At 46.1% G+C, this 26,548-nt stretch carries 21 protein-coding genes; 12 read left to right on the top strand and 9 right to left on the bottom strand.

The genetic code is table 11. The annotated features are described in order from the left end of the window. Positions 1 to 4: 4 nt before the first annotated feature. Positions 5 to 472, top strand: a complete 468-nt coding sequence (locus AC58UX_RS25565) for a hypothetical protein (RefSeq protein WP_497257981.1) — start codon at positions 5 to 7, stop codon at positions 470 to 472. 21 nt (positions 473 to 493) lie between these two features. On the opposite strand, the gene AC58UX_RS25560 is transcribed toward AC58UX_RS25565, so the two are convergent. Then, positions 494 to 1,801 (bottom strand): erythromycin esterase family protein, encoded by a 1,308-nt coding sequence (locus AC58UX_RS25560; RefSeq protein ID WP_497258322.1) that lies wholly within the window; start codon positions 1,799 to 1,801, stop codon positions 494 to 496. 309 nt (positions 1,802 to 2,110) lie between these two features. Here AC58UX_RS25560 and AC58UX_RS25555 point away from each other — a divergent pair, with 309 nt between their 5' ends. Together AC58UX_RS25555 and AC58UX_RS25550 are read left to right on the top strand one after the other, a co-directional pair. Continuing rightward, the gene (locus AC58UX_RS25555; RefSeq protein WP_497257979.1) at positions 2,111 to 3,160 is read left to right on the top strand and encodes a glycoside hydrolase family 88/105 protein; all 1,050 of its coding nucleotides are present in this window, start codon (positions 2,111 to 2,113) and stop codon (positions 3,158 to 3,160) included. Between the two features lie 3 nt (positions 3,161 to 3,163). After that, positions 3,164 to 4,867, top strand: a complete 1,704-nt coding sequence (locus tag AC58UX_RS25550; protein ID WP_497257977.1) for a DUF8769 domain-containing protein — start codon at positions 3,164 to 3,166, stop codon at positions 4,865 to 4,867. 67 nt (positions 4,868 to 4,934) lie between these two features. Here the strand turns inward: AC58UX_RS25550 and AC58UX_RS25545 are convergent, their stop codons facing one another. Both AC58UX_RS25545 and corA read right to left on the bottom strand, forming a co-directional pair. Beyond that, positions 4,935 to 5,831 carry a helix-turn-helix transcriptional regulator gene (locus AC58UX_RS25545; RefSeq protein ID WP_497257975.1) on the bottom strand — a complete coding sequence of 299 codons (897 nt, stop codon included), beginning with the start codon at positions 5,829 to 5,831 and terminating at the stop codon, positions 4,935 to 4,937. A 48-nt stretch (positions 5,832 to 5,879) separates the two neighbouring features. After that, positions 5,880 to 6,830 carry a magnesium/cobalt transporter CorA gene (corA, locus tag AC58UX_RS25540; RefSeq protein WP_497257973.1) on the bottom strand — a complete coding sequence of 317 codons (951 nt, stop codon included), beginning with the start codon at positions 6,828 to 6,830 and terminating at the stop codon, positions 5,880 to 5,882. A 71-nt stretch (positions 6,831 to 6,901) separates the two neighbouring features. On the opposite strand from corA, the gene AC58UX_RS25535 reads away from it, so the two are divergent. Continuing rightward, positions 6,902 to 7,666 carry a hydroxypyruvate isomerase family protein gene (locus tag AC58UX_RS25535; protein WP_497257971.1) on the top strand — a complete coding sequence of 255 codons (765 nt, stop codon included), beginning with the start codon at positions 6,902 to 6,904 and terminating at the stop codon, positions 7,664 to 7,666. 71 nt (positions 7,667 to 7,737) lie between these two features. Here AC58UX_RS25535 and AC58UX_RS25530 read toward each other — a convergent pair whose 3' ends face one another. After that, a complete protein-coding gene (locus tag AC58UX_RS25530; RefSeq protein WP_497257969.1) occupies positions 7,738 to 12,105 on the bottom strand; it encodes an endo-1,4-beta-xylanase in 4,368 nt (1,455 codons plus the stop codon). Between the two features lie 321 nt (positions 12,106 to 12,426). Between AC58UX_RS25530 and AC58UX_RS25525 the strand changes: the two genes are divergently transcribed. After that, positions 12,427 to 13,728, top strand: coding sequence for an S-layer homology domain-containing protein (locus AC58UX_RS25525; protein ID WP_497257967.1), 1,302 nt, complete (start codon positions 12,427 to 12,429; stop codon positions 13,726 to 13,728). 59 nt (positions 13,729 to 13,787) lie between these two features. Here AC58UX_RS25525 and AC58UX_RS25520 read toward each other — a convergent pair whose 3' ends face one another. Next, positions 13,788 to 14,045, bottom strand: coding sequence for a hypothetical protein (locus AC58UX_RS25520; RefSeq protein ID WP_497257965.1), 258 nt, complete (start codon positions 14,043 to 14,045; stop codon positions 13,788 to 13,790). A 140-nt stretch (positions 14,046 to 14,185) separates the two neighbouring features. Here AC58UX_RS25520 and AC58UX_RS25515 point away from each other — a divergent pair, with 140 nt between their 5' ends. The 6 genes from AC58UX_RS25515 (at position 14,186) to AC58UX_RS25490 (ending at position 19,898) form a co-directional block, all read left to right on the top strand. Then, positions 14,186 to 14,548 (top strand): group I truncated hemoglobin, encoded by a 363-nt coding sequence (locus AC58UX_RS25515; RefSeq protein WP_497257963.1) that lies wholly within the window; start codon positions 14,186 to 14,188, stop codon positions 14,546 to 14,548. 68 nt (positions 14,549 to 14,616) lie between these two features. Beyond that, positions 14,617 to 14,886, top strand: a complete 270-nt coding sequence (locus tag AC58UX_RS25510; RefSeq protein ID WP_497258320.1) for a helix-turn-helix transcriptional regulator — start codon at positions 14,617 to 14,619, stop codon at positions 14,884 to 14,886. A gap of 18 nt (positions 14,887 to 14,904) precedes the next feature. Continuing rightward, complete coding sequence (locus tag AC58UX_RS25505; RefSeq protein WP_497257961.1) at positions 14,905 to 15,396, top strand: CYTH domain-containing protein; 492 nt, start codon at positions 14,905 to 14,907, stop codon at positions 15,394 to 15,396. A 27-nt stretch (positions 15,397 to 15,423) separates the two neighbouring features. After that, entirely contained in the window at positions 15,424 to 16,017 is a 594-nt protein-coding gene (locus tag AC58UX_RS25500; protein WP_497257959.1) for an HAD family hydrolase, read from the top strand. Positions 16,018 to 16,161: 144 nt separating this feature from the next. Further along, complete coding sequence (locus tag AC58UX_RS25495) at positions 16,162 to 16,575, top strand: hypothetical protein (protein ID WP_497257957.1); 414 nt, start codon at positions 16,162 to 16,164, stop codon at positions 16,573 to 16,575. A gap of 71 nt (positions 16,576 to 16,646) precedes the next feature. After that, positions 16,647 to 19,898 (top strand): response regulator, encoded by a 3,252-nt coding sequence (locus AC58UX_RS25490; protein ID WP_497257955.1) that lies wholly within the window; start codon positions 16,647 to 16,649, stop codon positions 19,896 to 19,898. A 248-nt stretch (positions 19,899 to 20,146) separates the two neighbouring features. On the opposite strand, the gene AC58UX_RS25485 is transcribed toward AC58UX_RS25490, so the two are convergent. The 4 genes from AC58UX_RS25485 to AC58UX_RS25470 form a co-directional block, all read right to left on the bottom strand. Further along, a complete protein-coding gene (locus tag AC58UX_RS25485) occupies positions 20,147 to 21,001 on the bottom strand; it encodes an SDR family oxidoreductase (protein WP_497257953.1) in 855 nt (284 codons plus the stop codon). Then, positions 20,985 to 22,091, bottom strand: coding sequence for a mannonate dehydratase (gene uxuA / locus AC58UX_RS25480; protein WP_497257951.1), 1,107 nt, complete (start codon positions 22,089 to 22,091; stop codon positions 20,985 to 20,987). The genes AC58UX_RS25485 and uxuA overlap by 17 nt, the downstream gene beginning before the upstream one ends. A 30-nt stretch (positions 22,092 to 22,121) precedes the next feature. Beyond that, positions 22,122 to 22,799, bottom strand: coding sequence for a GntR family transcriptional regulator (locus AC58UX_RS25475; protein ID WP_497257949.1), 678 nt, complete (start codon positions 22,797 to 22,799; stop codon positions 22,122 to 22,124). A gap of 148 nt (positions 22,800 to 22,947) precedes the next feature. Further along, positions 22,948 to 24,027, bottom strand: a complete 1,080-nt coding sequence (locus tag AC58UX_RS25470) for a ParB/RepB/Spo0J family partition protein (protein WP_497257947.1) — start codon at positions 24,025 to 24,027, stop codon at positions 22,948 to 22,950. Positions 24,028 to 24,211: 184 nt separating this feature from the next. On the opposite strand from AC58UX_RS25470, the gene AC58UX_RS25465 reads away from it, so the two are divergent. Then, entirely contained in the window at positions 24,212 to 26,527 is a 2,316-nt protein-coding gene (locus tag AC58UX_RS25465) for a bifunctional diguanylate cyclase/phosphodiesterase (protein ID WP_497257945.1), read from the top strand. Positions 26,528 to 26,548: the final 21 nt, after the last annotated feature.

Genomic DNA, 26,548 nt, shown 5'->3' with positions numbered 1-26,548 from the left:
TAAGATGAACAGGGTAGTTGGACTCGGAGAATGGATTTGCTCGAATAATGAAGCAGAAATGATTGTGACTCACGGTCTTTCATCATGTGTGGCGGTAGCTGTCTACTGCCCTTATAAAAAAGTCGCAGGCATCATTCATATCGTTCTGCCAAAGCCCTATTCTGAGACTGACGAAAGCAAGCGCCCTGGGCATTTTGCTACGACAGGTGTTCCTCTTTTGATCCGTAAAATGGTGGAGAAATACGGCTGCCTGAAGGAAAATCTCCGAATTCATCTGTATGGCGGAGCGATCTCGCGCAAGGGAGATTCCTTTCAAATCGGCAGCAGGAATTTAGAACAAGTTCAAAACATGCTGCGAAGTTTGAATGTGAGAGCGAGGACAGCTGAATTTGGCGGGCATTTCAGCCGGACCATTTCGATGAGTGTGAGAACGGGAGAGATTGAGCTTTCGACGTTGCCGTTGAAGTTCTAAGAGAAAAGTGCTTGTGTGATTTCACACAAGCACTTTTTCTATGGCTAATGGACGAAGCGCATGGCTTTCGTCCACATGCACAAAAGCGTCGTACCGCCGCGCCATCACCGAGGGAACATAGTTCCCTCGCTCATAGCTAGGGCGGTACACGACACCGATGGCACGGTGCTTCAGCACCTCGTGCCCGAGCAGCGGATCCTCCTGGTGCAGCAGGAGGATCTGATCATGCGCGCCAGCGCGATGCATGAGCTCCTCCCAGCTGCCCGGCTGGGCAGCGGGCACTTGCATCGTCGCCACCGGCGCGCCCCAAGATTTCGCGGCAATGACCGTGCCGCGGTAAGTGCCGAAGCCGATGGCGAACACATCGGCTTCGCCGTGCGCTTCGCGCACCAGCTGGCCGACGTTGACCATGCCGTCGGCCAGCATATCGGTTGCACGCGCATCGCCGATGTGCGTGTTGTGCTCCCAGACGATGACTTTGGCGTCTGGGCCGTGGTGTTCCACGAGGCGGCGAAGCGCCTCGACCATATGGTGGTCGCGGACGTTCCACGATTCCGCATCGTGTCTGACCATGGTGCTGTAGTAATCCTCAGCATTCACAACAGCAAGCGCGTTCAATTCCGCACTGAGGGCAGCTTCGCTGTCCTCGTCGTACCGAACGCGTTTGGCGTGAAGCGCCTTCAGCAGCTTCACGACGTCGTCCTTACAGCTTTCGCCATAGAAAGCTGCGGAAACGCCGTAATTTTGCCCCTCTTTTTCGTAGGAGTCGAAGCACTCAAAAGCTTTGCGAGCTAGCGCTAACTGTTCAGGTGTGCCTTTTTCCTGCAAATACCGCTCGATTTCATCCAAGGACTCCCATAAGCTATATACGTCGAGTCCGTAAAAGCCGACGCGCTGCTCCATGGGTAGATTTTCATTGTGCTTTTTTAACCAATCGATTAATTCCCCGACTTCTTCATTCGCCCACATCCACGTTGGCCAGCGATTAAACGCTTCAAGCACCTCGTGGGAGCTTGGCTTCGCATCCGTATACTGCTTCACATAGCGGTTAACCTCGTAGCAGGAAGGCCAGTCCCCCTCAACGGCAATAAAGGAGAAGCCTTTTGTTTCAATCAACTTACGGCTTAATTCCATACGCAGCTTATAAAATTCGGAAGTGCCGTGCGTGGCTTCGCCAAGCAGTACGTACTTCTTATCGCCGATTGCCTCGATTAGCACATCCAAATCATCGGAGCTGTTTAAAGACGCAGCTTGTTTTTTGATGTGTTCCACAATGTGTTCATCCATGTTCACGTTTTGTTTACTCCTATTCCTTCGATTTCCATACATAGTATGCACAAAAAACGCTTAACAAAGCGTGATACATAGGATTTGTTTTTTTGTAACACAATTGGAACATTCCCGTTACACAGCTCTAACATAGATTGGGTATTATAATAAACAAGACCCCCCTTTTTTAATATAAACTTTAGACCCCGGCCCCGTTGGCTGGGGTCCTTTTTTGTGCCTGCACATTTCAGATTTCCCTTGCATTTCTGGACGATTCCCCATATTTTTAAGACAGAAGCCCAAGCCACTCCCGCGTGAATGATGCTACCTTTAAGGTAATCTTTTCACAACAAAGGAGCTGCTAAGGCGATGAAGGCAACGTACCAAGCAAATGCGGAAAAAGTATGGCAAAAAATGATAGAGGATCATACGGGCGAATGGGGAATGGATATTAACCACTGGGATTGGGTACCTGGTGTTGGCGTCATTGCGATGTTGGAGTATTACGAAGCGGCAAATAAACCTGAGGTTCTGGCCTATTTGAAAACATGGGTTCAACAAAATATTGAGAAAGCAAAAGGTACGAATGTCATTAATTCGATTGCACCTTTTGCAATTTTTCCAGCGCTATATCGTGATACTGAGGATCCATGGTTCCGTGAGGAAGCGACGCGTATAGCAGAATGGCTAATTAAGGATACGCCTCGGACCCGCGAGAATGCATTCGAGCATACGGTGACGGAAAATGTGGCATTCGCTGAGCAGGTGTGGGCGGATACGATTTTTATGGCGGTGCTATTCCTAGCCCGCACGGCAGCACTCACGAGCAACAAGGTTTATGCCGAAGAAGCATTGCAACAGGTACTCATTCACCTGCGATTGCTGCAGGATGAGCAGACCGATGTGTTATTCCACGGCTGGAATTGCGGATCAGGTGATCATATGTCATCTGCACGCTGGACGAGAGCGAATGGATGGATTGCCGCAGGCATTCCGATGATCGTGGAGGAGATTGCAGGACTGGTTGAAATTCCATCAGAGCTGAAGGAACGATATGGCCGTCTCATGAACGGTTTGCTGGCTTATCAGCAAGCCGATGGGTTATGGAGTACGGTGATGGATCACCCTGAATTTTATAGGGAAGTATCTGGAAGTGCAGGGATTGCCTATGGATTGATACGTAGCATCGAGTTGGGCTTGCTTGCTTCCTCGGAGCAAACTGCTGCGAGCATAGAGCGCGTGCTAACCGCAGTTCTTCCCTACATCAAAGAGGACGGCGTCGTCGAGGGAGTTTCAGGCGGAACGCCAGTGATGCCAAGCATACAAGCTTATCAAGATGATATCTCAACCTATCCAACGTTATATGGTCAAGGCTTAGTGCTGATGCTGTTAGCTGAGGCTTTGCGAGAGGAGAAATAAGATATGAGCAAGGAGAATCTTTTGGCTGCTCTTCAGGCCTACGAACTAAAGTACGATAAAGACATCAAATTAATTCGAAATCCGTTAACATCGACCTATCATACGGCACTTAAACCGGATACGCATCCTTTCGTGTACGAATTGTATACATCGGTGTGCTATGCCTATAATCTGTTGCAAGTTGGCGGTCAGGACAACGTCCAAAGAGCGACTGAAACCCTCGAGGTTGTCATCAAGCGGCAAGATAAGGATTCATCGCGCGCATCCTATGGCATTTGGCCCTACTTTTATGAAGAATCATTGGATGAAATGGATCGTCCTGACTGGAATATGGCGGATTTCCATGGAAAGAAACTGGTTCTTATCTTAAAAAATTACGCAGCGTCTCTTCCTGAGGCTTTGCTCGAACAGATTCGTGAAGCGATTTACCACGCCTGTCAAGCGATCGTTGTCCGAAATGTGGGACCGCATTATACGAACATTGCGATTATGGGCGCGTTTGTTACCTTGGTTGGTGGTGAACTGCTAGGTGATAGCCAGCTACAAAGCTATGGCGAGCAGCGCTTGAAACGTTTCTATGACTACACGGCAGGAATTGGCACGTTTTCGGAGTACAACAGCCCATGCTATACGCCGATTGCGATTGATGAGCTGCATAGCATTTTTCAAGAATCAACGACAGATGAGGCTGTTTCACTTGCAGAAAAGCTGCTAGATATCGCTTGGCATATGATCGCCAAACATTATCATCCTGCAACGAAGGAATGGGGCGGCCCTTACAGTAGAACGTATTCGACTATGATGAGGGATCGGGAAATAAATTTCCTGGGAAATGCGCTTACCGAAGATCCTACAGCGATCCGTTGCCCGGAGAAATATCATCGTTATTTTAGCTCAAATGACGAACGTTATTTCAGTGAGCCGACGATGATGGCATCGGAGACAGGTTATCAAAACTATGCGACGACGTATCAAAATGAAGGAATCTCCCTCGGCAGCTACACGACCGGCAGTATGTGGAATCAACGGCGTAATCTGTTGGGCTTTGTAGATGCGGAAGGTCATAAAGCGTTTGTTCAGTTGCAATTTTTAAAAGATGGCAAAGACTTCTGCTCAGCGATTTATACAGGCGTTCAGTCACGCGATACGGCATTGTTTGGTTTTAATTTGGCGCTAGATAATGGCGGATGGCATCAGGAGCTGGATCTGATCAATGGCAGATTCCGTGCGAGCGATTTGCGGATTCGGTTTTTGATCGGCGGCGATGTGAGGGAGCTGGACTTGCCGACGGTCCAAGAGGGAAGAGGCTTCAGGACGATGCTCGGAGCGACTCGGCTGCAAGTTGGCGCTGTCTTCGAAGCGGCAGACTATGGTGCGCTGAAGCTTTCTTCGAAGCGAAGCGAAGAGGCGCTGCATTTGGACTATGTCATCTATGAGGGCGAGGAGCAGGCATTTGATTTTCACGCGCTGCACAAAGCGGTATGGGTATTTGCCCTATCACTTGGTCATTCGGAGCAGCTGCCGGCTGTGGATATTCAGTTAGAGGCAAGTTCTGTGACATCTACAATGGGTGAAGGAGATACTCAGATGTCGATCACGCTGCCGCTTGCCCCAGGGAAGACAGCGGATTTCTACCGCAATAACCGCGCGCAATTGCCGAAGGAACTAGTAGCGCAGATGATTGCGCCAACGGTGTTGCTTTCATGATATCCAGCTAGCTGGCGCAGCTAGGAAAAACGAAGAGCTGTAGGGGGAGTCCCCTTACAGCTCTTTCTCATTTCCGTTTAAATGCCTGGGCCCGAAACTGCTTCGGTGTCAGGCCGGTTTCCTTTTTAAAAACATGAAAGAAATGGGACATATCTCCGAACCCGACAGCTGCGCAAATATCCGTCACCGCTAGCTCTGACTCCATCAGCAATCGCTTCGCCTTATTAAGCCGATATTCAATCAAGAACTGCTTAATCGTTGTGCCTGTCGTATCTTTAAATAACGTAAAGAGCTGCGAGCGAGATACCGGAAAGCGGTTCACCAGATCCTCGATGTGCACAGGCTCCTGATGGTGCGCTATTAAATAGGAAAGTACGTCGCCAACGATATGTTGGTCAGCCGTGTTTAGGGAAATGGTCTCATTTTGCAATTGAAGAGAAAAAAGAAACAAGTCAGCGATATGCTGGAGCACCGCTAACTCATAGGTTCGTTCACGCACAGCTAAGCTATGGGTCAGCGCGGCTAAAATCGTTTGAACCCGATCCAGCTGCTGCGTGCTCAGGAAATAATGGCTCGAATCCGGATGGCGCTCGGAAAGGAGTCGAGGAATCGACAAATCGGATAACTGGCAAAGCGCATGCAATTGCTCCAAATATGACTCATCTATCGTAAGAACATACCGATGAAATTCTTTGCTGTGCCCATGGAACGGCCGATGGATCACATTCGGATGGATGATCGTAAGGCTGCCAGCATGCAGTGGATAGGCGCGATCCCCAACAATATAGGAGCCGGTTCCTTGCAGCACGAGATAAATTTCATACCCATTATGCGAATGCAGCATGTGCTGTTCGAGCGGCACGGTGCGAAATTCACAATGAACGGGATAGGACGCTAGAAAACGATTGGTAAAGATATCGACGGCATAGCTCGCCGTGGGTTGTTCCACTTGAACGTTGTGCAACCCAAGCTCCTCCTTTCCGCACTCCACATTGTCTATTTGAAACAGGAGTTACTTAAACCAGCCCTTTTTCTGAAACCAAGCAAACATGCCTAAACCAATGCCAATCATGATAATGAGAACGGCAAAATACCCCCAGTGCCATTCAAGCTCAGGCATATAGGCAAAATTCATTCCATAGAGACCAGCGATAAACGTTAAAGGCATGAATATCGTCGTAATAACCGTCAACGTTTTCATAATCGTATTCATCCGATTGGAATTCAGCGAGATATAGCTGTCGCGAATATCCGCGGTAATCTCGCGGTTCGAATCAATCATTTCAGAAAGCTTAAGCAGATGGTCATGAATATCCGTGAAAAAGACGAGATGCTCGCGCACCTGTTCGATCCGGTCCGTACTAATAATCCGATACAGCAGGTCACGCATCGGAACGATGGTTCGGCGTAGCTTCAACAGTTGGGAGCGAATTTCAAAAACCTGATTCATCAACGCATCAATGGCCTCGGCGTTCATATTGTTTTCGATATCATCAAGTTCATCTTCAATCTGATACACACTAGGGAAATATTGATCAACCAGATTATCTAAAATGAGATAGGCAGCATAAATTTGACCTTGATTTCGCAAGCTTTCTTGATTCGATATCCGAGTCCAGGCATCTTCGATTTCTCTGGATTCATGCAAATGGAACGTAACAATATAGTTGCTCCCGAGGAACATATCGACTTCTTCCGCATCCAATGTCTTCGCATTAATGGCGTGCATGACAAAGAAATGAACATTTTGATAATGATCGATTTTTGGTCGCTGCATAAAATGAAAGCAGTCCTCAATCGCGAGTGGATGAAAGTGAAAATGATCCTTCAGCGTAGAGGCTTCTTTTTCATCGGGATTATAAAAATCAACCCAGTACCAACGAATCGTTGGGGAGGATAGTTCTTCAAGAGGAAGATCATGAATCACAGCGTAATCAGTCGTGACGGCAAGTGTACGTATCATAAAAATGGCTCCTAGCATTAATTTCGTATAGGCATTTGCTTCATTTTACCATACAATGGGGAAAGATCAGAATGGAAAGAGGGATAGGGATGAAGCTCTCCGTTTGTTTGGATGCGCTCTATAAAGGGCGTGATTTTCGTGAAAGTGTAAATGAGTTGAAGGCGATCGGTTACGATACGATTGAATTCTGGTCCTGGTGGCAAAAGGATATCGATGCGGTTGCGGATGCCGTCGCAGCAGCAGGGGTTTCGATTGCGACATTTTGTACCAAATTCACGAGTTTGGTTGATCCAGATCAGCGCAGTGTCTACCTAGAGGGACTCACTGAATCAATTGCAGTCGCGAAGCGCTTAAATTGCAGCCAGCTGATTACGCAAGTAGGACAAGAGCTGGAAGGCGTTTCGCGTGAGGCACAAACAGCGTCTTTGATTGATGGGTTGCGAGCTTGTGCGCCGCTTTTGGAAAAAGAGGGAATTACGCTGTTGATTGAGCCGTTGAATACGCGGGTGAATCACAAAGGGTATTTTTTAGCATCATCGGAGGAAGCTTTCGACATTGTGAAGCAAGTTGGAAGCCCTTTCGTACAAGTGTTGTTTGATATTTACCATCAACAAATCACTGAAGGCAATGTCATCGCCAACATTCGTGAGAATATCGCTTTGATCGGCCATTTTCATGCAGCTGGCAATCCTGGCAGACATGAGCTCGACAATGGTGAGTTGAACTACGAACAGATTTTCCGAGCCATTGATGAGGCTGGATTTACAGGGCATGTGGGACTGGAATATTTCCCAGTGGAGGAGCCGGCGGTTGGGTTGAGGAAGCTGTTGAAGTAACTGAGCAATGATTTGATGTCAGAAAAAAAGCCAAGCCCTTAACGCAAGGGGCTTGGCTTTTCGTGCAATGATTACTGATTCCAAATCCGGTACAAAATAACCGTCGCCTCAGCACGCGTGAGGAGATCATTCGGCGCTAGCTTGTCATTCTTGCCGTTCACGATGCCAGATTTCACCAGCGCTGCAGCGCTGTCTTTCGCGTAGCTGGATACACTCGCCGCATCTGGATATGCATCTAGGGTTCCGCTGGCTTCAACCGTCTTGCCAGCTGCCTTCAGTGCGCGTGTCGCCAGTACCATCATATCTTGACGGGAAATATTGTCGTTTGGCTTGAATGTATTGTCTTCAAAGCCAGCAGAGATACCAAGTGCCTTTGCGATAGCCAGCTCCTTATAATAGTAAGAGGTTGTGGAGACATCGCTGAACATTGTAACATTGGTGCTATCACTATGCAATTCAAGCGCTCGGATTAGCAGCGTTATGAAGTCAGCTCTCTTAATAGTAGCTTCAGGCGAGAAGCTGTTCTCCGCTGTGCCTTGGATGACATCGCGAGATGCCATCGTGTCTATGGCTTTTTTAGCCCATGTCACGTTCTGCAGGTCAGCGAATGTCTTGAATACAGAAGCAACTGCATAGGTGCTGAAATGGGTCGTTTGGAAAACAATAGATCCACTTGCCGCATCATAGCGAGCGTTCGGAATCGCTGTTGCGTTGCCTTGACCATCAATATACCAAATGACGATATGATCCGGATCGCTAAGCTCTTCCGCAGTCGGAGTGTAAGGAATGGCTACCGTAACGGGCGCATTTGGGTTGTTCCAAGCAAGGACTTTATCGCCAGCTGCGACAGTCAGCTCGATCACAGGACGATTACCGATTTTCTCTCGGGTCGCTGCATCCAAGTTGTCTGTAGATGCCTTGCCTACACGAAGGGACACTTGCTCAGTGTTTTCCGTCACATTGGACAGCATGTTGCTCGGAATTTGGAGCGAAGCCTCAGCGGTTCGTAAGGAAAACTCGAAGATTTCTTGACTATTCAAGCTTTGCGCTGGCAATTGCACATCATACGAAGTGCCTGCGGCTTGCTTCGGTATTTCGATGACGACTTGTTTCTTACCGCTTGGTGAAGGAGCGGCTTGCTCAAGCGCCTTTTTCAAATTGTCGCTGGATATCACAGCTACTGTGCGACCATTGTCGGTTTTCATCTCAGGCTTGATCGTAATCGAGCCGTCGGCGTTCTTCACGTTCTCTGGTTGGATGATAGCGGGGACACTGCCGACATTGCTGCCTGAATCATCGGCTTTGCCGGTGAGGGTAAGCACGCCGTAAACGGATGTGTCCTGAAAGCCAGTACCCGTCGTATCGTTCCATGCGGAAACGCTTTGACGAGCGCCTGCTTTGGCATCATTGATCTGTACATCAAAACCAAGCATTCTGTTGTTAGCTCCCGTTACAAATTTCAACGGAATCTTCACTTCAACCGTGTAATTTGTTCCAGAAATTTGGGTTTTGGATTCAATACCTGATGCTAGACTTGCCGGATTGGATGATGTTTCGTTGTCAAAGTTAATTCGGTATTGCCCATCATCGCCTTCATAGGACGCTGTTTTGCCATTGTTTTCGTCCAAGAAAATTTCGACGGAGTCTTGTTCGTAGGCATTAACGCTGGTTTTATCAAGTTCCCTGTCACTGACCTGGATCAGCACGTAGAGGTTATGATCATCCCATAATGCTTTTGCAACGCCACTAGCTCCTTGCCACGCAAGTTGATAGCGGTTGATCGGCATTTCAGCTGTCTGACTCCAAGCTGCGTCATCAGCTAATCCATCAATGGAAGGTGTAGCAAATTTGGCAGTTGAACGATTGGCTTCAGGTGCTGGTTCATAAGGTTGTTCTGCTAAGAAAGTATCTGGGGCAATTACGCCGTAGTAGGCCGGTTTTGCCTGCAGATTTCGATCAAACAACTGCGGATTATTGTCGGCTCTCCAGCTCGTAGCATCGTTTAATCCCCAGAAGGTAATGCGTTCAATATGCGTGGCGTGAGCTTTAAAAATCTTGAATATTTCAGCATACAACGCAGCTTGAGCATTAGCATCTTTTGCTGAGAGTTGTGAGTTGCTGCCGGCCGTAATGTCGAGCTCGGAGATACTCACTTCTACGTTTAGAGAAATAAACTTTTCAAGCGACAGTTTAACGTTCTCTGGTTTCGTGTGCAGATTATAGTGCGCTTGCATGCCGACGCCATCGATAAGAAGCTTGCCAGGGTGTGTCAGCGCATACTTATCATTGATTTCTTTAACCATGCTGTATATAGCCTGAGCTTTATTCTGATTGTCTTCGTTATAATCATTGTAGTAGAGCTTGATATTCCAAGTTGGATGATTGTCCAGCACTTCTCTTGCCATTAAGAACGCCTGCTCCACGTAGTCATCTCCGATAGCAGCCTTCCATGCGGATTGGCGAAGGGCCGATGTCCAATTGGTAGGGTTAGCAGGATTATCGTTCATCGCTTCGTTGACGACATCCCAAGAGATCACCTTGTCAGCGTAATGTTCCATGACCGTTGTGATATGGCTCTTCATATTGGCGAGCGCTTCAACGCGTCCGAGTGGAAGTGACTCAGCTGTCGTACTCAGCCATGTAGGTGTTTGCTGATGCCAGATGAGCACGTGCCCATGAAGTTTAAGTCCAGCTGCCTGTATTTTTGTAACAAGTGCATCCTCTGCGGTAAAGTCAAATTGCTTATTCGCATTATAAGCCTGATCTGGTTTCATCGCATTTTCTGCGGTGACGACATTGTTATGCAGCTTGAGAAGATCAAGTCGTACGCCTTCCATATCTGCCGCTGATACCGCGTTTCCGATCAAGAAGTCGTTCTGATAAGCATTTTTAATCGGAGTTAGATCCTTTTGAACCGCGATTGGCGGTGAGCTTTCTACAAAACTAATATCGTCAATATAGAAGGAGGCCTCTTTGTTGTTGGAGCTTTCTATATAGATGGTCAAATACTCATCGGGTACCGTGTTGTAACGGTAGGTACCTTCAAATTTAACCCAACCGTCTTCGGTGCTGATTGCTTTTTTGTCTAGGGTATTATAGCTTGCGCTCGTATTGCCAACTTGCGTGGATAGCTGGAGTTGCGAGCTGCCTGGCGAGATCAGCTTGACCCAGGCTGTAATTTTATATTCATAGCCCTTGTCCACATATTTCTCAACCCGCAAGGAAGGTCCATGCCAAGTGTCTGCTCGACCTTCTACCTTCAACGCGTATGATCCGCTGTCGGTATGGTTGGCATCATGGATGACAGTAAGTGTTTCCGTACCTTTTCTGCCTGTAAATCCGCCTTTTGTTTGATCCTCAAACGTAATAGTGGAGAGGTCCACAGCCGGTTGTCTAGGTGTCTCAACGACAGGGCCGGAAGCCACTTTTTCCGTAACGAGGATATCTCCGAGATAGAACGGAACACTTGCCCCGTTCGTGTTGGAATTAATGCGCAGCGCGCTGTCCTTGCTCGTATCGACGGTAAATTCCTTGGTCAAAGTGAGCGCTTTGCCGGCTTCATAATTCACATAAACCGTATTCTGGTAACCGTTTACAGTTTGGAACCCAGCTTGCGCGCCGCTAGGGATCGTTACATCAGCGTCAACATAGACGGTAGCAGTTACCGTATACGTTTTACCATTTTCAAGACCGATGTCACTAAATTTAAAATCAATCCCGTCCCAGTTGTTCACTCGGCCGCTTACATATAAAGCTTTTCCATCCGTATTGCCTGTAAAAGTTGTGCTAGTGACCGGTGCGAGAACAGCTTCGCCTGCTTTCTTCGCTAATCCTTGACCGTTCGCGAAAGATTCGTGATACACCTCTCTAATAGTCGTTTCCGTGGTTTGCTTGGCAGTAACGAGGATATCTCCGATGTAGAACGGCACACCTGCTCCGCCAGTGTTGGAATTAATGCGCAGCGCGCTGTCCTTGCTCGTATCAACGGTAAATTCCTTAGTCAAAGTGAGCGATTTACCAGCTTCATAATTGACGTAGATCGTATTTTGATAGCCGTTAACAGTTTGAAAACCAGCCTGTGCACCGCTAGGGACAACTACATCAGCGTCTACATAGACGGTTGCAGTTACCGTGTAGGTTTTACCATTTTCAAGACCGATGTCACTGAATTTAAAATCTGCCCCGTCCCAGTTGTTCACTCTATTGCTTATGTAAATTGCTTTTCCGTCATCATTGCCTGTAAACGTTTTGTCAGTGACTGTCGCTAGCGTAGCATCGCCCGCTTTTTTCGCTAATCCTTGTCCGTTCGCAAAGGTTTCGTGATAAATCGTGGTCGTCTCAGTCGCAGCTTTCGCTATCGGAGTAAGTAAGCTCGATGGTAGTAATAAAGCCGCTGCAAGCAGGATGGAGACAACTCTTCGCATAAGTACTTTTCTCATATATGGCATTCCCCTCTCAATAATCAGTGAATAAATGAAGCGTTTACATTTTAACGTGTGGCATCTCCTTTCCAACGTAATTATAGCTGGATTGAAAACGGGTTTAACTAAAGAAACTTTACATGATACTGTAATTATTAAATACAAAGTGGGGTTTTGGTACGGGAAATGGACGATAGATTTGCAAACTTAAAGCCTTCCAATATTATACAAGCTGTGATATAAATGAGATTGGCGAGGCTTTCGACCTAGTCTTAAATTACTATGTATTAAGGCGAAATGTTGTATCTAGCATACTTTTCAGAAGGAGAGGACGAGATCTTGCTAACACGGATAAAAAGCACAAGAATACTCATTGCACTTATTGTAAGTATTATTTTTCTGTTCAACACGACCTACGCTCAAGGTTCAACGCTAGACACCGTTCATATTACTAGGGCATTATGGAAAGGTGACCCACGAATCGTACCTGATATCAGCAGTGCGGATGTGACTTTTATCGTTTCAACGGAAGAAACCATAGAAGGGGAAGATGTTGCGTTTAAGAATCAAGCAGGCAGCATTTTCATTTTAAGAGCTCAAGGCTATGCAGATGTTTTTGCAGTTGTTCATGGAGGATTCAGCACTGGTCGCAGTGTCGGAAAAGATAATGTCTATGATACAGGATTCTATTTTCGAGTAGACAATCCAGATGCTGTAGTAGCAGGCGTTAACTATCAGCTTATTGCCCCAACTTCAACTAATGGGTATCAGTGGATCGTCGGTTCAGATGTGATCGTTACGAAAGGTGATTCTAAATCGGCCTCATCACCGAAACCAACGCCAAAACCATCAACCCCGCCAAAACAAAATTCGCCAACTAAAACGGATGCTTCAAAATACGGCAGTGATATTGATCCAAACTATAATAAGGTCGCAGCTTCCCTATTCTCGGATGTAGATAATCAACATTGGGCATTCTCAGCCATTAGTGATTTGAATGCAAGACAAGTGTTGAGCGGCTATCCAGATGGGAAATTTAGACCCGATAAGGTAGTAACCAGGGCTGAGTTCGCCAAAATCATGGTTCTCGCTGCAGGATTACAGCCAACCAATGTGGCATCGACGTCATTTACAGATATCAAGCCAAGTGACTGGTTTACACCTTATATCGAAGCAGCAAAAGACTACCTAAGCGGCTATTCGCTACCAAACGGCAGAATCATTTATGATCCTGATGCGCCTGCTTTGCGCGAGGATATTGCCGTAGCCATTGTGAAACTTAAGGGATATGATAAAACTCGGTTTGCAGATCTAAGCATTATCGAAGCGATGTTTACAGACTACCAAAGCATTTCTGACTATGCGAAAGATTACGTTGCATTAGCGGTCGAGGGCAAACTCGTATCCGGATTCCCAGATGAGACGTTTCGTGCGCAACAACCGATTACAAGAGCGCAAGCAGCGGCAATGCTTTATAGAGCGTATCAGTATGGGAACGATAATAAAGACACGATAGAGACACCCAATACACCTGTGAAAATCCCTGCTAACCAGACGCAGCCGCCGGTCATCATTATTCCGCCAACGACTCCACCAACGGTAACTGGAAATGTGTATGGGAACGGAGCAGTTGGAAATTAGTTTGAGAAAAATGGGAAAATGTAGGAGACCCAGCCCATCGGCTAGGTCTCTTTTTTAAATCAGACGTTCCGAAACCGCTGCAACAACAAATACCCACTTGTCGCTGTTGTTCTCTTTTGATACACAATTTTAAAATCGTCTAAAAAACAGTTCAACGCTGTAATTAGCAATCCGTTCGTTCTTAATGTATTTGTGCAAGGCTGAGAACTGCCGATCACTCGGAAAGAGGTAATTCTACGCGCAGAACCAACTCTTGTCCAACGAATTAAAACGAGATCTGGTTGACGAACAGCTTTCAAACAAGCCGCACAAGCCATATCGATCACCTCGTTTCTATTTAGCTTCTCTATATAAAATGCGTGAAAGAGTAATATGGTGAGGAAAATAGGGAGGAATAGATCATGCATACTTTTGGGTAATATAACCAGATATGAAAAGATAAAAGGAGGCTTACATGGTGAGTGGAGCAACGTTATACGAAAAGCTAGGCGGGGAAGCGGCCATTACGGCAGTGGTGGATTACTTCTACGAGCTGGTATTAGCGGATGATACAGTCAATCACTTTTTTGAAAAGACGGACATGGAGAAGCAGCGCAGACATCAAGCTAAATTTTTCAGCTTTGCATTAGGGGGCCCGAATCAGTACACGGGGGCATCGATGGCCAAAGCACATGCGGGCATGAATTTGCAGGAAAATCATTTTGCGGCGATTGCCACACATTTGCATGACGCGCTTGCTCATTTTCAGGTAGGGACAGACGAGATTAATCAAGTGCTGGCGAAAGTGTCTACGTTGAAGGACGATATCCTACATAAATAGTCGGTAGTTTTAAAAAAGGGACCCAGCCACTAGGCTGAGTCCCTTTTCCTCATCGTTCAGATCGATAAATCTCCTTCACTAAGCGACCCAGCCGCGCCGAACTCGCTCATGATCACCGTCAATTGCGTAAAATGTTTATTAAACACATCGGTGTCTTGCCTAAAGCCTATCTCAATAAGATTCGGAATGAGCAGGCGAAGACGATGCTACTAATGACGGATGAGCCCATGAAGGCGATTGCGGATGCTTGTGGATTTGCAGATGAGTTTCATTTTGGTACAATGTTTCGAGTATGGAACGAGATTTCACCGGTTCGTTTTCGAACAATGAACAAATAGAGAGGGGCTAACCGAATTATGGGTGCCGAAATTGAGAGAAAGTATTTATTGCCTGCATTTCCTGAAGCTGAACTAGCGAATAACGAACTGAAACAAGTGTCAAAGCAATACATTTATCAAACATATTTGGCCTTTTCTGATGATCAAGAGATTCGTGTACGCCAGCTTGTAGATAGCTCAGGAGAATCGCATTTTACACATACCTTCAAGTCAGGGCATGGGATGGTTCGCGAAGAAGTAGAGTACAGCATTACTGAGCCCATCTATAAACAGCTGCTGGAGCGTACTGGGTTGATTCCGTTAGAGAAAATTCGGACGACGCTCGAAGCGGATGGGTTCACTTTTGAAATCGATGAGTATAAACAAATTGACCTGCTTGTTGTGGAAGTTGAATTCCCTGATTTGCAGGCTGCACAACAGTTTGTACCACCGGCTTGGTTCGGAAGAGAGCTTGGCTCCGAGGAGGAGTTCCGTAATAAATCGATGTGGGTTGCGTTGCAGAAGCGCTAATTCTAGTGAAAAAGGTGGTAGATAGCCATGTCTAGACCGCAATTAGTACTTGATGTTGCTGGTGTGCTTGTGACGAATTTTTCACCGCGAGCTTGGAGCGGGTTTACGAGTGGCACGGATGACGCGTCTTTGGTCAGCTTGCCGCATCGTTTTAAAGAAATTAAAGGTGATTTGTGGGTCGGTAAAATGACGGAAGAGGGCTTCTGGCAATGGTTAAACGACTTGTTCCCACAGCTTGAAAGCAAGGTGGATCGTACTTGGATCCTTGAGCAATTGCTACCTTTAACTGCGATGCAGCATGTGGAGAAATGGAGTCAATTGGCCGATATTCACTTACTGAGCAATCATCGTATCGAGTGGCTGTCCCATCTATTGGATCCTATTCGTCCCTTCTTAAAAAGTACAACGATCTCGAGCGAGGTTGGATATTGTAAACCGAATCTAGAGGTATATGAGCTTGTTCGAACGCATTTTCCCAATGAGCAAGCGGTGGTTTTGTTTGTCGATGATCAAGAGAAAAACCTTGTGCCTGCCAGAGCACTGGGGTGGCAAACGATGCTAGCCGATGCCGATGAGGCCTGGATTGCCCAGGTTATGACATTTTTAGATGAGCGTCGCTAAATGATTGCCTACAATTCGCGATTCATTAGGGAAGTATGAGCAAAAAACATGCTTCCCTAAAATTCTAAATAGAAGTTTCACAACAATTACTAGGTATGATCTAAGTAATGTAAGAACTTCTATAGGAATTGCGAGGGGCCATCTATGAATTTAATCCATTATTATCGTGAGCAGTTTATCGAATTAACAGCCCAGTTTGAGAAAGTGTGGGAGGAAGATTCGCACTATAAATTTGGTTTTCTTTGGCGTTCACATGTGAATAATTCGTATAAAGAAATTTTCCAAATGACACAAACAAGGCAGGAACCGCTGTATTTAATGTATGCGATTGAACTTCCGGAGTCGTATAAAAAAACAAACATCAGCGATGTTATTAAAAATGTGGCCTCTGACTATGAGCTGTCCATGTACGTCTTCTCAAGTAAAATTATGCTTACCTCATGTGTATCCATCGAAAATCTACAACAAACGTCATTAGGTTTCATTAATCAAGCTCGCGCGGAAATAATTGATTTAGTGTTTTCCGCCATCAAGCACGTTGATTATGAAGCCGTATAGACCATACATTATTCGACATCTATAATAGAAGTAGATGGGCGAAGCAGCAATCCGATGGGGTGGGTAGGATGTTGAAAGATCTACTAAATAATTTTTCGATCGTAGCTGTTTTTGTGTTTATATCTTTTCAAATTTTTTACTCTCCTAAACTGAAGGCCATTGCTAGATGGAAGTTTCAATTATGGGTAGGAATTACGCACGGACTTTTCGGTATGCTGCTTGCCGTTCTGGGTGTCCATGTGAGTGAGAGACATATTCTAGATCTGAAAGCAATCGCAATCTTAATGGCGACATTCATTGGCGGAGGCGTTTCGGGGCTCATTACGACGTTGATTATGATCATTGGTCGCACGATCATGGATCCTGTGGTGCTGGTTCGCGTATCCATTCTAGGACTCATTATTTATACAGGCTGTGCACTTGTTCATCATTATGTTCGAGACTATTGGAAGAAATGGATACTACTCGTACTATGTCCAGTCAGCGTTTTATTCGTTGATATGGTGTTGATTTATAAGCTTCCTGCTACAGAACTTGTTATTCCAAATTTAGTTCTACATTTAGGGGCGGGCATGTTCGTTGCCGGACTCTTCCGTTATTTTTTAAGATCCGAAGAGCTGAAAGATCAAGTTCAGCATATGCAGCAAGAGCTTTCCGATATTTTGCGTTTCCAGTCCGGACTAACATTTAAAATAAAAAAAATACAAAATAAATGGGTTTACACCATTATTGATGGTCAATTATTGCATCAACTTGGCTACACGCCTGAAGACTATTTCCAAAAGAATGTGCATGCGATTCCTTTTTATACGGAGGACATTACGCATTTCTTGCAATCGAAATATGAAGAGGCATATGCAGGAAAGACAATTGCCTATGAGATGGATATCCAGGGTAAAATCATTTTCACAACCTTACAGCCTGTATTTGAAGGAGAACAAGTGGTTGAGGTGATAGGTTCGGCGTCAGATGTGACAGAGAGAACCTTGGCTGAACGCCGCATTCAGGAAAGTGAAGAGCGCAATCGGATTCTCGTTGAGAATTCGCAGGAGGGTATTCTCGGTTTCACAACGGAAGGTGAAATAACGTCTGTGAATCAAGCGGCTTGCCTTCTTACACAAACGAGAGCAGAGGAAATGCTGGGTCTTCCCATGACCGCTTTTTTGCCAGCTACCGAGAAGGCGCTTTGGGAACAGTATTTTCAGGAAGTGTTGAGCAATGGCGATAATGTGAGGTTTGAAATCGCAATTCCTTCATCGGATGGGGGAAGGCGAGACTATCGTGTCACACTTTCAGCCTATCATCATGCGGATGGGGATGTGAAAGGCATCGTTGGCTCCATTCACGATTTTACCGAAGCTGCGATGAGACATGCGGCTGATCAAGCGAATCAAGCGAAGAGTCATTTTATCGCGAAAATGAGCCATGAAATCCGTACACCTTTGAATGGGATTATTGGGCTATCGCAGCTGTTAGGGAAAACATCGCTTACTGAGCATCAGAAGGATTACTTAACGAATATTACTTCCTCTTCGCACACCTTGTTAGGCATCATTAATGATGTACTGGATTTCTCTAAAGTCGAAGCGGGCAAATTAGAAGTGGAAAGAACAAGCTTTAATTTGGATGAGCTGATTAAGGAACTTTCAAGCATATGTAGTGTGTTATCAAAAAGCCACCAAATTGAAATTATTTTCAGTACACCAGCTGAATTGCCTAAACGACTTCTGGGTGATCCACTTCGACTAAAGCAAGTACTGCTTAATCTGTGCAGCAATGCTATTAAATTCACGAGCGCAGGCTATGTGATGCTTCATATCGAGCTATGTCCGCAGACGTTTAGTGAAGATATTATGCTGCGATTTAGTGTCAAAGACTCCGGGATTGGCATCTCGGCTGATCGGCTTTCGTACATATTTGAACCCTTCTCTCAGGCAGATGGGTCAACGAGTCGCGAGTATGGCGGCACTGGGCTAGGACTGCCGATTTCCCAGCATTTGATTAGTCTAATGGGCGGTGTACTTAAAGCAGAGAGCAGTGTCGGAAATGGAAGCCACTTCACGTTTGACTTGCCTTTCCAAGTAATCGAGCAGGACGATCCCGACGAATGGGATATTATTGGGGAAGGGCATAGACCCTACAGCGTATTGGTTGTTGAGGATCATCCCCTCATGCGAAATAGCTTGCAGGATACGTTAGAATCTTTCGCTCTCATCGTAACGACCGTTCCTTCATGGGATATTTTGTTTAAAGAGGTTGGCGGAAAAGAGGAAGACGAAGATAGCTACGATTGTCTTATCCTGGATATGGAAAGCGAAGATATGTATGGCATTGAGACTTGGCATACACTCCTGAACAGCATCCACCGAGTTCGAACACGTATTATCTGCCTCACTTCACCTATGGGGAAAGAAGAGTTACTCACCTTCCCTGAGGGTGAAAGACCCGATGCTGTACTTGTTAAGCCGATTAGTCGATTAGAGCTTTATCAGACGTTAGGGTTTTTATTCCATTCTAAGCATCATGCTGAAACAGTTGACCTGGAGGTCTTGACCAATCATTCACTCGGCGAGCACACTTGGGGACACATTCTACTGGTAGAGGACAATGAAATCAATCAACAGGTAGCCAAGGAGCTTATCGAGGAACGGGGCTACAAGGTAACCCTAGCGACCAATGGGCAAGAGGCGTTAGATAAGTTGGAAACCAGTGATTTTGCACTGGTTCTTATGGATATCCATATGCCTGTCATGGATGGGGTTGAAGCAACGAGGCTTCTTCGTCTGAACCCGAGATGGAGCCAGCTGCCCATCATCGGTCTTACAGCCAACGTGGTCAAACAGGATCAAGAGGAGTACATCCGTATGGGAATGAACGATGTGGTAAGCAAACCGTTGGATGTGAAGCGACTGTTTCGTGTCATTCATAAATGGATTGAGCCGGAGAATGGCTTCAGGGAGTTACAGCAGACCGAAGTCGTTCCTTATTACAAAGACGTGGCCGGGATAAACTGGCAGGCAGCTTTGGCCCGAGTAGAGGGCAAGGAAAGTATTCTTCTCGTCATGCTGCAGTTATTCAAGAAAAATTATAGTGATTTTGTAGAGCAGCTTCGCCTGCATTACCGTGATGACGACTGGGCTGCTGCCAAAAGAGCCGCACATACGCTAATTGGTGTAGCTGGCAGTCTGTCGGCTGATGTGCTGCATGCAAGAGCCGTGGAACTCCAAGCGACGATTCTCCTGCGCGAAAACTACGAGGACCAGCTTGCCGAGATAGCTGCAGAAATTGAGCGAATTATCGTTTGTATTCGGGATGAGGGATAAGAGATAATAAAGAACCCCTTATGTCTAATTAACTGATACCCTCCTAAAGTTTGAGGGGGATGGTGAGAGACGTAAGGGGTTTTTGTGTTCTTAAAATGCGCGGGGGAGGACTTTACCCCAAAGCTTGTAGGCACTATCCCATTGGCTCAGGATATGCTTCAACTCTTGTTGACCTGAGCGAAGGGGATAGTGGCGATAGGTAGCTTTATCAGAACATGTAGTTAGAATTTCCAATGGAATGAAACCAACTAAACGCCCGAATAAGCCATAAATCCGCCATCGACGGGAATCGTCGTTCCTGTTACGAAGCGGGACATGTCAGAATCAGCCAGCCACAGCAAGGTGCCAAGCAAATCCTCCGGCTTGCCGAATCGGCGCATCGGGGTATGGGCAATGATTTTATGAGAGCGTTCTGTCAGGGAACCGTCTTCCTTCAATAACAATTTCGTATTCTGCTCAGTCAAAAAGAACCCCGGCGCAATAGCATTTACACGAATGCCGCTTTCCGCTAAATGAACAGCTAACCATTTCGTGAAGTTGTCGATAGCTGCTTTGGCAGCGCTGTAGGCAGGAACTTTCGTCATGGGAGAAGGTGCGCTCATGGATGAGATGTTGATCACCGTTGCACCGGTTTTGCCGTGCATATGCTTGGTGAATACTTGCGTTGGAATTAATGTACCCACGAAATTAAGATCAAGCACGTTGCGGAAGCCAGGAATGCTTAGATCATAAAAGGACTGCACATCCGGATTCGCCACATCCTCCATCCTGAAAATCTCATTCGTTGTATTCGCGCTCGCATGGTTGCCACCCGCACCATTAATTAAAATATCACAGGTGCCAAGCTGTTCAACCACGGAAGCTGCTGCCTTTTCTACACTTTCAGCCACGGTGACATCGCAGGCAACGGCGATCGCTTTGCCTCCAGCAGCCTGAATTTCTTGAACGACAGCTAAGCCTTTCTCGTGCGTGCGATTCAAAATCGCAACATGCGCGCCTTGCCTAGCTAATTCCAATGCCATCACGCGGCATAGTACGCCGGCGCCTCCTGTAATTACGACGACTTTCCCTTGCAGAGATGGAAAATTAGTTAATGTGCTCATGTTCTGCTACAGCTCCTTTTTGTGTTGTAACTGCTTGGCGACACAGCATGTCCCAAAGTCCCCATAAATACATAATCCCTAGTGCACGGTCATACAGCCCGTATCCAGGTCTGCAGCGCTCGTCCCAGATGTGCCGGCCATGATCCGGACGACAAAAGCCTTCATAATTGTTTTGATGAAAGGCCTGCACAATACCGGACATATCAACCGTGCCATCCTGTGCACGATGCGAGGTTTCGATGAAATCACCATTTTCATACACGCGAACATTCCGAAGGTGGGCAAAAGGAATCCGATCCGCGAATTCATGCACGATCGAGACGATATCGTTACTCGGATTCGCACCGAGTGATCCACTGCACATCGTTAGCCCGTTATGAGGGCTGTCATGCAGCGCTAAAAAGCGGCGGATATTCGCCTGGCTTGTCATCAACCTCGGTAATCCAAATACGGACCAAGGTGGATCGTCGGGGTGTATGGCCATTCGAATTCCGTGCTCAGCAGCTACGGGGATGACTTCATCCAAGAAATACTTGAGGTTGGCCCAGAGATGTTCTTCGCTGACACCTTGATAAGCCTCGAAAAGCTCCGTTAAATGCGCGAGTCGCTCTGGCTCCCAGCCCGGCATGCTGAAATCGGGGTTTGCATTGATCCGGCCAACATGCTCAGCAAGGTCGAGGTTAGCGATTTTACTTTTTTCATAAAATAATGCCGTTGAGCCGTCTTCCAGCTCCTTATATAAATCCGTCCGTACCCAATCGAAAACCGGCATGAAATTGTAGCAAATGACTTTGACACCAACTTGCGCTAATGTGGCAATCGTTTTTTTATAATTAGCGATGTAGGTATCGCGGCTTGGAAGTCCTAATTTAATGTCTTCATGAATGTTGACGCTTTCCACAACCTGCATATGCAAACCAGCCTGATCAGCCTCAGCTTTGATCTTCTGGATTTTGTCCATCGGCCATTCTTCCCCGGCAGGAACATCATGCAGGGCCCAGACGATGCCTTCAACACCGGGAATTTGCTTAATTTGCTTCAGAGTGACCGTATCATTTCCCTCTCCAAACCAGCGGAACACCATTTTCATAGCAGCACATTCGCCTCCATTGTCATCAACCTATTTGAAATACGTGGGGAATTTCTCTTTCAATAATGCCTGATCTGCGATGCCTACTTGAAGATGCGCATGAATTAATCGCTCTGCCGCATCTGGCTGTTGCTCTTTGATCGCTTCAACCATCTGCACATGCTGCGAATAGAGCTCATCCCAATGATGATCCGTGGCTAAGCGAAGCATGCGGGTGCGGTTTAAATGCACATTAATTTGCCCAATGACTGCCCATGTGTTCATTTTCTTACAGCCTTCGAAAATCGTACGATGAAACGCCTCATCTAGCTCAAACATCTTCTTGAAGTCTTGTTCATCCATGCACACTTTCTGAGAGGCTAGATTCATTTGAAGCGTGCGCAGGGAGTCTTCTGGAAAATCACTGCACGCCAACCGAATGACTGCGCTTTCCAGATGTTCCCGAATGAAGCGGGCTTCATCCACCAGCTCCAGATCAATGCGAGAGACAACCGTGCCGCGTTGTGGATAAATGTCGAGCAAGCCTTCCTGAGCTAGTTGCACAAAGCTTTCTCGAACAGGCGTCCGACTCACATTGAAGCTTACCGACATTTCTTTTTCCGAAATGGTGGCACCAGGAAGCAAGGCCAGACTCAGAATTTGCTCCTTCAGCGTGTGGTAGACGGCATCTCGGGTTGAGCTAATCAGTGGTTTTTTAAAATAATCCATGTAAGTCTCCTTTGCAAAATGAAGCCTAAACTTATACTACCATACTTGTATGGTAGTACGGTAGTATAAAATACAAGCAACAAAACACCGCATACAGCCCGTGCTTTCCTAATAGGAATAGCATGAGCCACATGCGGTGTCGGTATCGTTAGTGTGAAGCTGCTGCAACTTGAATTTTTTTCCAAGCTTCAACATGTTGTTCCAGCTGTTCTACCAGCATCATGATCTCTTGTGAGAATTGCTCTTTCTCTTGCTCATTCATCCCATTCTGTGCGATTTGCAGCTCGCTCGGAGTGGGAGGAGCGGGGATTGTACGAAGCAATTGCTGTAATTTAGCTTGAAGAGGATTTACAGCAGCAGCTACAGGAACAACAGCTTGAGGCGCTGAAACCGTAGGTGTAACCTGCTTGTCATTATCCTCTTGCGCAACAGCCCCAATCTCTCTAACCTCCACGGCCTCGACTTTCACCTTCTCCGTCTTGGCAGGTGCTTTGGCTGCGACAGGCTTCGCGCGTTCTGCGCGATTGTTCTGGAAGGTAGACCAGGTCTCGATTAATTCTGGGCCCGATTTATACAGCAGCTGACCTTTCATTCTGTCCGAAATGTCCTTATCCTTGAACAGCTTCGCAATTTTCTTCACATCACTGACGGGCATCTCATCACGTGCCATGATCAGCGCCAAAGGATCGCGGTGCTCCATCGGCAGATCCTTCAATGGCAATAGTTGATCCTCCGTAAGCTTGTCCTTGCGAATCTCAGTACCGCCTACGATCAACTTCTTAACCGAGTTCCCAAATTTGAGCAGCTCACATTTGTTTTTAATATACGATTCAGGCTTGCCGAGCTTACTAGACAAATATTTAATAGAAGAACTAAACTTCGAGTCATGCATGAGTTTATGAAAAGCTTCGGCTTCCTCGATCGGAGAAAAGCCTTCACGCGTTAGATTTTCAGCAATCTGCTCCAGATAGATTTCCATCTCATCCGTTACCGTGGATACGATACAAGGCATGATAGGCAGCCCAAGCATTTTGCTAGCTTTATACCTCCGATTGCCATAAATAATTTTATAACGATTGTCAGCGGTTGTACGCACTTTAATCGGAGAGAGCAAGCCAATTTCACCAATGCTTTTCATTAGCTCTTGCAGCGCTTCTTCATCAAATTGATAACGCGGCTGGTCTGTATCCTCATCAATGAGATCTATCGCAATGTTAAGTATGTCCATTTTCATATCTCCAATCGTTCAGGTAATCTCGTTTCATTATATATCAAGGTTGAAATCGTGGGAATCCACAGGCGGTAAGTTTTGCCATAAATAAATATATTGCCAGTTGGGGAGAGGAGATGAAATAATAGAGAAGGATGTCGAATCATGACATGTCATCAAGTCATACCAGGAGGAGAGACCTATGAAAAAACTACAATATTCCTTCCTAACCCTCATCTTTATCCTTCTTTTCACTTCATCCGAATCGGTTCTCTCTACCTACAAAAAATCACTAATGAATGAATTGCGAAGTACAGAGGAAACACAATTGTCGGCAAAAGCCGTTGCCTTGCAGTCCGTTATTAATCGCAATTTCAATTTAATGGTCAGTCTGGAGGCTTACGTTAGCACCAGCTATTTACTGGATAAAAATGATCTAGAAGTGCAGGCCTACATCGAGGCGTTATACGCGGGTGCCCAGGCGTCGGCAATGAATGTTATTATAGCACCACTTGGGGTTATGAAGTTCGTTTATCCCCTTAAAGGCAATGAGAGTATTATCAATTGGGATCTACTCAAGGATCCCCGCGATTATGTTCAGGAACAGGTCAAGGAAGCTCTTCTAACGAAAAAAATGACATCCTACGGCCCATTTATGCTGCTTCAAGGCGTGCAAGGTCTAGTTGCTCGTAAAGCAATTTTTCAAGATGGTGTATTCTGGGGCTTCGTTTCTGTGGGTATCAATGTGGACCAATTATTAATAGAAGCAGGAATTAAAGACAGCCCTCTGGACGTGCCGAGAATGGCAATTCGCGCCCCGGGTATGCCCGCATTTTATGGGGAAAACGCGACGTTTTCTCAGTCTCCTTTGGTGAAGGTGATTGATCTCCAGGATACGAAATGGGAGCTTGCTACGACTCCGCCAGCGAATGCTATTCAAACGATCAATAACCAGATTCTCATTATCCGAATTTCCATCCTCCTCGGTTTGTTAACGGGCTTATTCTTCATCATCTATATCATTCGGCAGCGGGATCGATTAAGTGTAGCAGTAAACGATCGGACACAGGAACTGCAGATTGCGAATGAAGACTTAACGGCAGTGAATGAAGAGTTAATTGCGGGTCAGCAGGAGCTTCAAGAGTCTACGAAGCGCATGCAGGAATCCGAGCAAATGCTGTCATATATGGCCTATCACGATGTGCTGACAGGTATACATAATCGAGCTCATTTTCAAACGATTTTAAAAGAGCAAATTAACTATAATCAGCAGAGAGGTACCTCGCTTGTCGTCCTTTTCTTTGATCTCGATAACTTTAAAATGGTGAACGATTCCCATGGTCATCATATGGGAGATCATATGCTGCAAGAGGTTGTTCATCGCATCCAGCAGTCCAATTTGACTTATCATACCTTTGCCAGGTTTGGTGGAGACGAATTTGCTATTTTGTTGGAGGATTGTTCAAGTGAGGATGAAATCCAAGATTTTTGCCGAGAAATTATTGCTGTATTGAAACCGCCTTGTATACTGGCGAATCGCGCTTTCTTTATTAATGCGAGCATAGGCATTGTACAGTATCCGCATGGTGGAGCGACTTGGGATGCGCTATTGAAGAATGCCGATATTGCGATGTATATGGCGAAAAAAGAAACCGGCAGCTCCTTCAGCTTTTTCGATCGCCAGATGGAGAACTTGTCGATTTCGAAGCTGGAAATGGAAAATCATCTCCGTCAATCACTTGACCGCAATGAACTTGAAATTGTGTATCAACCTCAAATAGATTGCATGATGGGGACCATTATAGGCGCTGAAGCGCTGTTGCGCTGGAACCACACGACGAAAGGCTACATCTCGCCATCTGAGTTTATTCCTTTAGCGGAGGAGCTAGGCTTTATTGATGTGATTGGCGAATGGGTGCTGCGCGGCGCGTGCAGGCAGATGAAAGAGTTACATCGCCTTACAGATGAACGTCTGATGATCTCTGTCAATATTTCAGTGAAGCAATTACATGACGAGCGCTTTGTGGACAAGGTCACGGCGATTCTAGAAGAGACGGGCTTGGACACGAAATATCTAGAGATCGAAATTACGGAAAATGTAGCGATGCAGGACGAGCAGATGGACGTGCTGTACAAGCTTCGCCAGCTGGGGATTTCCATTTCTGTCGATGATTTCGGTACCCATTATTCGTCGCTTAGCTATTTGAAAAGGTTCCCGGTTACAAAGATTAAATTGGATCAGTCCTTTGTTCGTGGCGTTGAGACGGATGGTAAGGACCGAGCGATGATCAAAGCCATTATCTCGGTAGCAAATGCATTCCAGCTGCAAATGATTGCGGAGGGAGTCGAAACCGAAGAGCAGATTGATTTCTTGGTGGCGAATGGCTGCCATCAAATTCAAGGCTATTATTTCTATAAACCGATGAAGCCTGATCAGCTGCTTGCAGTAGTCAAAAATGGGTTACATCAGAAGTTGGCATTCTTGAGAACCAGGTCTGTACATAGTTATGATATCTAAATACATAGAAGAAACACAAAA

This window comes from Paenibacillus sp. J22P90, assembly GCF_059692195.1.
Note: the sequence above shows the minus strand (reverse complement) of the source record. Positions and strands in the feature narration are given on the sequence as shown.